The following is a 6,522-nucleotide window of genomic DNA, read 5'->3' as shown; positions in this document are numbered from 1 at the left end:
TTAGGTTATGCGTCAAGTGTCCTTTTGGCTGGATAACGCTGATTCTAAGGACTTCTCAGCTGTGAGCGGTAGTTCGCGTGTATCTTTGAGTTCGAAGCCGTCTCGGGTCTGTCAATTACATGCTTTCGCGACGGAACCGATAGCCGCCCTTTGATGCGCGCACGGCCTTGGCGATCGCCTTATTGATCTCATCGAGATTGCAGGTCTCCGGGTGGAACTTGCGACCAACCCACCGGCGCATGGCTTTATGTTCCTCGTGGTCAGGATCGAGCCAGGCTTCGAGGAAGTCAGCATAACCTGAAGTCCCACCAACATCTTCGGGAGGTCCGGAACGTTTGCCTGCGATACAGCGGGGATATGTGGCATTCTGCTCGCGCGCGACGCGCTCCAGGCGCATCAGATGACGCCAATTATCACCAAAGTCGTATTCGTAGAGGATCGTGAGAGGGTTTTCCCGTGGATCATAGGGAAAGTGAAGGTCGATCATCCTGACCTCGGTCGCCTCGAAGGTGCGGCTATCGGACAGACCGTCCTCATCGAACTCCGGTGCCCCGTAGATAAGGCCGCCAATATTGAACTGATGCAAATGACTGTCGGTCCAGCCAAAGGCCGCCTGCAGCACCTCGTGGAGTTGAGCGAGGTTGAGAGTGATGGGCAGTTCGAGCGTGCGGCTGATCATGGGCTCGATGTCGAGGATATGAGCCTCGACGCGCACGATAAATCTGTCTGGGTCAAAGGAATCAAACATGCCGCAGATCATGCCGCGCACGAGTGCCGCAGGCAATGGACAGGACGACAATTGTCCTTCGACGAGCGCGGTAATCGCAGACGACATCAGGATTTTGGCCTGCGCGGGAGAGGCACCGGCTTCATGGCGCGATCGCGCTCAGTGATCAGGCGGGCATTCTGACGCTTCTGTCGCTCGACCTCCGCCTCGGCGTCGAGGATGCGCTTCAGCAGGACGGCATTTTCCGTCACCATACGCCGCTCCTCGATCTGCAAGACCTGGATCAGAGCGCGCTGCTGGGCGAGTTTGTCTTCCCAGGCCGCCAGCTTCTCGGGCACGATCTTGCGATCGCTGGCGCGACGCAACTCATCGATCATCGAGCGATGATTGGTGTAGATGGCGTTGCGGCCGACACGCGCTTCGCGTGCGAGCGTGGCAATGGTCAGACGGTAGGATCGCTTTTGCAAGTCCGGGTGTGTGGGCAGTCCCTTCACCAAGCGTTCCAGAGCCTCCCGCAGCTTGCGGTCCGTGTTGCGCAGACGTTTTTCCTGCGGCGTCAGCGCCGGCGTTTTGCTCAATTTACGCGCCATCGCGACCATCCTTTCCATGATCGAGTTCGCCAAGGATGCGATCGCATTCGGCGATCCGTGTTTCCGCAATCCTGCGGCTGACCGGGTCCAGCCTGGGCTGATCGAGAAGATCGGCATTGCGATCGCGGCGCGCCTGCCAGACCGGTCGATGTCTGGCTGTGACGGCAAAGTTGGCGCAGGTGAGACACGTGCTTTCGGTTCTGAGCACCGGGTTTGGCCCGCGCTCGTCACCGAAGCAGGCAGCGGTTTCGACGCGATAGACACAATAACCCCAGTCGCAGACCCCGAGCCGGAGGTCAGTCTCTTTCATCAGGAAGCGAACATAAGCCTGAACATCGCCGTCGCGCGTGCGTCCGCGGAACTGCGAGCGAGCGGCAATCATCCGTCCGCCCTTGCCTCCGAGCGCCGTCGCCGTCAGCACCTCTTCCAGGGCGGCGCGAGTTTCTTCCTGCGCATGCCGGTCGATCAGGTCATCGAGCGCGAAGTCAGTCCCGACATAGCCGCGATCGGTCATGGCCCGGGTCACATGTCCGAAGTGTGCCTGAAGCGCATGCAGGCCGGTGCGGTCGCGCTTTCCGACGAAGCGTGCGAAGGTTTTTCGGCCCTGATGGGTGTTCAGATGCCACGGTTCCCCCTCGTGCTCCGGCAGGCCGATGAACGGCGCGAACAGATCGTTCAGCCGCCTTATGATCGTGGAGACGACGGGCAGGTCAGTTCTCGCAGCGGGACCGACAAGCCCGGTGCTGGCCATCACCAGAAAGAGATCGTCTCGCCCGCTTTGCGCCCGCAGGCGGGCGGTCAGTTGCTCCATGACTAAGACGGCCCGCTCGACGGGCGCCGGAGCAACCCAACGATGCGCTTCGCCATCGATGCCACGCGCCGTCTTGTAAATCCGCCCGGCAAGATAGGTGAAGCTTTCGCTGCCGTCGCCGGAGGGATGCTGTTCGATGCAGCCGACCTGAAGGCCGAGGATCTCCGAGACCCGGGCGCCAACCAGATAAGCGATCACGACAAAGCAGGCATCGTAGATGCGATCGGCGAGATAGCGTATCTGTTTGGTGCTGGTGACGGGCGCGGCATGCCATGAAGCATCCTCTCCGGACAGCGTAGAGAAGGAGAACCCTGCGATCGCGTCGGTCACGATGAAGCCGGCCTTCGTCTGGGGGATCCCTTTGGCGAGCGCATCGTCATAGGCGGACTGCGCCTTGGCCTGCAAAGAGATGACGTCGTCGGCCGGGGCGCCGATCAGTCTCAGTGCCGCCGAGACCAGGGGCACCGCGATCGCGTCCGGCGTATAAGGCAACCAGCCCCGGTCACGCCGAGCGAACGGCGGCGCGATGCCCGGGAACGGATCGGCGATCGCTACTTCCGGGAACTTCGCTCCCTGAAGATATAGGCGCGTCAGTAGATTGGCGTAGCTTTGCAGCGTCGTGCTCTTCAGCGGCTTGCCAGGCTTGCTGCCCGGACGTTGCGCCACCGTCGTCATGAACCTGTCGCAGCCCTCACGATCGAGATCGGCGAAGCTGCGGTATCCTTGCGCCGCCATCCAACGGATCAGCATCCGCAGCGTCTTGAAGACGGAGACGATGGTCGATTCATGGACATTGCGGCGGCCAGGAGGCGGGTCCAGCTTCAGGCTCCACAGGAACAGCTTCGCCGCCTCTCGCCAGCCTGTCCATTGCGGATCGCTGAACCGGCTATCGTCGGCAAGGACAAAGCCCCAGTCGAGCGAGAAGTCGCTGCGGTTGCCGCCTGGGCGATGGCCGTCGAGATGCCAGACCTGATCCGACCACACCGAGCGGGTCGATATCCGAAGTGCCGGCCGTGTGGCGGCAACAAGATCGGGTGCCGTGGACGCCGCCATCGTTCACTCCAGCGCCGGAAGGATTGGAAGAGTCGACATCCGGCGTTCGGCTTCCGCGTGCAGCGACTGCGGAAAGTCCGGCAGGATGTCGTCGACCAGGATGCGCAGGCTCGGCGCATACAGAAGCTCGAAGCGGCGGGGATCGATGCGCTCACGCGCACGCTCCAGTTCGCCGATCGCCCAAAGGATGCGCGCCATGTGCTCCGCATCAATCGGGATGATCAGTCCCGGGCAGCGCAGGCAGCCGCCGAAGTGCCGGCAGACCCTGCCAGCCACCGATCCAGGCGCTGTGCCAGTGGCCGGGTTGAGGCAATCATGGCTGAACGGAACCGTCGCATTGTCAGCCAGTGCAATGCAGTCGCGTTGCGCCTGATCTTCGGTGTCCGCCTTTGCGCCGACTATCCAGCCAAGCATCAGCCCCTGCAATCGAGCGATGGTCTGGCGCTGGACGCGGCTCGTCTGAGGCCCCTTGATGTAAAGCTCAGTCGTGTCGGCGCGAGCGTGATTGAGCACGTCTTGTGTCGCGACGATGTCGCCGCCGGACGCCTTGTAATATTCGGTGGCGACGCTGCCGCGCAGCAGTACCGCCGCAAAATCCGGCAAGAACTGGCGTGCGCGCTCAGGCGCCGCCTTGTTCCAGATCTCGATCCGGGCATTGGAGCGTTTGATGAATGGCTTCAGGGCATGCGACAAGGTCGTCTCCGCAATCAGCGTCACCGCGTCCTTCTTCTCGCTCTTCACCAGGAACAGGCGATTGCGGTCCTGCCGGCTGGCCCGGGCCGCGAGCGGCGCGGTCATCGCCAGCAATTTATCGATTAAGTTCGGCGCCGCCTGTCGCCGACGCCGGTCGAAGGATCGCCGCTGCGCGCGCTTCACCTTCGCACCGGCCCGAGGCTTGGCCCACTCGACAATGATCCGATGCTCGTCGAGCGGATGCGCCACCAGGCAATCGCGCGTCATCAGCCGCAGCGCATCCGGATTGCCCGCGGTCTGGATCGACAGCGCAATGAAGAACGCAACGACCGTTTCGCCGGTCAGGTGAAGATAGCCGCCGAGATGACGAAGCCCACCATGGCGGTTGACCGCCGAGATGTTGACGCCGCTGCGGATCGCATCCGTCCGCGACGGCAAAACGCCGTCATTCACCCGGGCGAGCGCCCGGACCAGGTCGCAAAGCTCGGGGTCGATGCCCTCGATCGGATCGCTCGTCATAAGCATGGTGCGCCCCGCTTCGAAGCGCTCCCATGCTTCGTCTATTTCCTCGTAGCACGCGCGCAGGATCGCCTTGATATCCTCCCCGGCAAGACGTGATCGGGCGTTGGCATTGCGGTTCGGCCAAACCCGCCAGGGGAAGTCGACGCGGCCCGGCAGCCGCGACGGATGCCGGCGCTTCGTCCAGTCAATCATCTGACGAAGCTGCATCAGGACATTCGCCCGCGAACTCTTGGACCAGGACTTGTTCGTCTGTCCTGCGACCTGCCGATCCAACCAGGCGATGTAACGCCCGACCATAGCGGTGGTCAGATCGTCGGCGGATAGTACCTGGCCGTCCTCTGCAACAAATCGCGCGAACGACCGCAGCGCCATCCAGCAATGGCGCTGCGTATCATGGCTCGAGGCGGCATGATGGTGGCGAAAGGCGTCGGCCAGCAGTATAGCGACGTCCAACGGCAAGCCGAGCGTCCCGAGATCGTAGTGCTTCGTGACCTCGCCCCAGCCGTCGCGGAAGACGACGATGGTGCCGGCTGGCTGATCCAGAACAATCGGCGCCGCGGTCACCAGCCGCCGATCGATGTGCCCACGTCTAACAGCCATCGGGGATCAACTCGCCATAGAGATAGTCGATACTGTCGGCGAGGTCCCGCGCATTCAGATCGACGCAGCGCAGGTAGATCGCAGTGCTCTGTATCGAGCTGTGCCCTAGCAGCACCTGCACGATCTTCAGCGGATTGAGGTCCGGCGTGGTCAATGCCTGACGCTGCAACCGCACCAGCATGGTCATCGCGAATGTGTGCCTCAGATAATGCAACGTTCCCGCCACACCGGCTGCCCGGAATGCCTCTGCAAACACCGTCGTCAATCGCGTCTTGCTGACCCCGTTTCCTTGGGCGTTGAGGAACAGCGCCGAAGGCGGCCGATAGTCCGGCCGTTGACGTCGCAACGCCCGGACCTGCGGCGTGCGAACCTCATCGATATAGCGCTGCGTACGATCGACCAGACGGATCGGCGGGTAGATCGTGCGTGGCTTGTCACCCTTGGTGATCGTCAGAGGCACGCCAACAAGCGGATGATCCTCATCGTCCAGATGCGCCGTCTCCGGGACCTGGAATACGGCAAGGCCGCAAAGCTCCTTGCGCCGCAATCCCGTCGCCAGCGCCCATTCCCCCATCAACCGGTAAGGCATGTCCAGATGCGCAAACACCCGGTGCAACTGATCAACCCGCAATGGCCTCGGTAACCGTTCGTGCTCCGCGACTGTCAGGATGTTCGCCGCCATCACGCCTGGGCGCGCTTCGACATGCGCAAGGAACGATTGTCGCCGACTGGCACCCACCCGCACATCGACAAAGTGGAACGGCAGGTGTTCAATCCAGCCACGGCCATGCGCCCACGCATAAAACCGGCAGACCGTGCGGACCCGATCGTTCACCGTCGAACGCGCGTATGGCCGTTTCGTATGAGGGCTCGGCTGTGACAGCATGCGATTGCGCCACGCCGCAATCTCAGCCTCGCTCACTTCGCGCCAGTCGATACCCGATTGCTCCAGGCTGTCGAACCAATCATGCAGGTGCTCGCCGTAGGTTCGGATCGTCTCTGCCGCATGGGAGCGGCCCGGTATCGTCGCCAGTTCCATCAACCAGGCAAACGCCGGCTTGATGATCGCCATTCGTTCCGACACCAGGATCGGAAAGCCGGTCGGGATTGCGGCATAACCCATCGCCGCCTTGATAATCCGCACCATGACACTGTCCTCTTTGCACGCCGCTATTCGAAGCAGCAAAAGACATCAGCCAGAGCCGAAAGCCCTGCAGAGCAACAAAGAAGACAGTTTCTCGAACAGGATGTTATCTTCAGCGGAGCGCCTTCGGCGCACTCTCTCTTTTGTTTGCGAGGGGTTCCCCTCCCGCTCTCCCGTTCGCCACGTGGCAGAAGTGCAGGATTAGTCCTGCACTTCATGGACTAGCTTGTGGTGTCGCCGCCGCCTCAAGCGTTGTCCTCGCTTCGCTGCGGGAACGCTTGACCCGGACGTCTGTGTGCCTTCCTTGATATGCCCCGTAATTCTCGCCCATAACCATGACGGCCGTACGAACCCAACAGGACAGTTGCGACACAGAACCTAA

Annotated in this window: 5 protein-coding genes; all 5 read right to left on the bottom strand. The window is 62.0% G+C overall.

The window, feature by feature from the left end; genetic code table 11:
- Positions 1 to 115: 115 nt before the first annotated feature.
- On the bottom strand, positions 116 to 760 hold the full coding sequence (locus V6766_RS25385; protein WP_448471015.1) for a plasmid pRiA4b ORF-3 family protein: 645 nt from the start codon (positions 758 to 760) through the stop codon (positions 116 to 118).
- 74 nt (positions 761 to 834) lie between these two features.
- On the bottom strand, positions 835 to 1,317 hold the full coding sequence (locus V6766_RS25380; RefSeq protein ID WP_448471014.1) for a hypothetical protein: 483 nt from the start codon (positions 1,315 to 1,317) through the stop codon (positions 835 to 837).
- Entirely contained in the window at positions 1,307 to 3,181 is a 1,875-nt protein-coding gene (locus tag V6766_RS25375) for an integrase (protein WP_448471013.1), read from the bottom strand. Before V6766_RS25375 ends, V6766_RS25380 begins: the two co-directional genes overlap by 11 nt.
- Before the next feature lie 3 nt (positions 3,182 to 3,184).
- Positions 3,185 to 4,996: a hypothetical protein gene (locus V6766_RS25370; RefSeq protein ID WP_448471012.1), complete on the bottom strand. Its 1,812-nt coding sequence runs from the start codon at positions 4,994 to 4,996 to the stop codon at positions 3,185 to 3,187.
- On the bottom strand, positions 4,986 to 6,143 hold the full coding sequence (locus V6766_RS25365; RefSeq protein WP_230722936.1) for a tyrosine-type recombinase/integrase: 1,158 nt from the start codon (positions 6,141 to 6,143) through the stop codon (positions 4,986 to 4,988). The genes V6766_RS25370 and V6766_RS25365 overlap by 11 nt, the downstream gene beginning before the upstream one ends.
- Positions 6,144 to 6,522 lie beyond the last annotated feature (379 nt).

It is taken from the genome of Martelella sp. AMO21009 (genome assembly GCF_053484295.1).
This window is presented reverse-complemented; position numbering and strand designations above follow the sequence as displayed.

Coding starts and splice junctions, on each gene's coding strand:
- V6766_RS25370 (WP_448471012.1), bottom strand. CDS start 4,996: ATGGCTGTTAGACGTGGGCACATCGATCGGCGGCTGGTGACCGCGGCG.
- V6766_RS25380 (WP_448471014.1), bottom strand. CDS start 1,317: ATGGCGCGTAAATTGAGCAAAACGCCGGCGCTGACGCCGCAGGAAAAA.
- V6766_RS25375 (WP_448471013.1), bottom strand. CDS start 3,181: ATGGCGGCGTCCACGGCACCCGATCTTGTTGCCGCCACACGGCCGGCA.
- V6766_RS25365 (WP_230722936.1), bottom strand. CDS start 6,143: ATGGTGCGGATTATCAAGGCGGCGATGGGTTATGCCGCAATCCCGACC.
- V6766_RS25385 (WP_448471015.1), bottom strand. CDS start 760: ATGATCTGCGGCATGTTTGATTCCTTTGACCCAGACAGATTTATCGTG.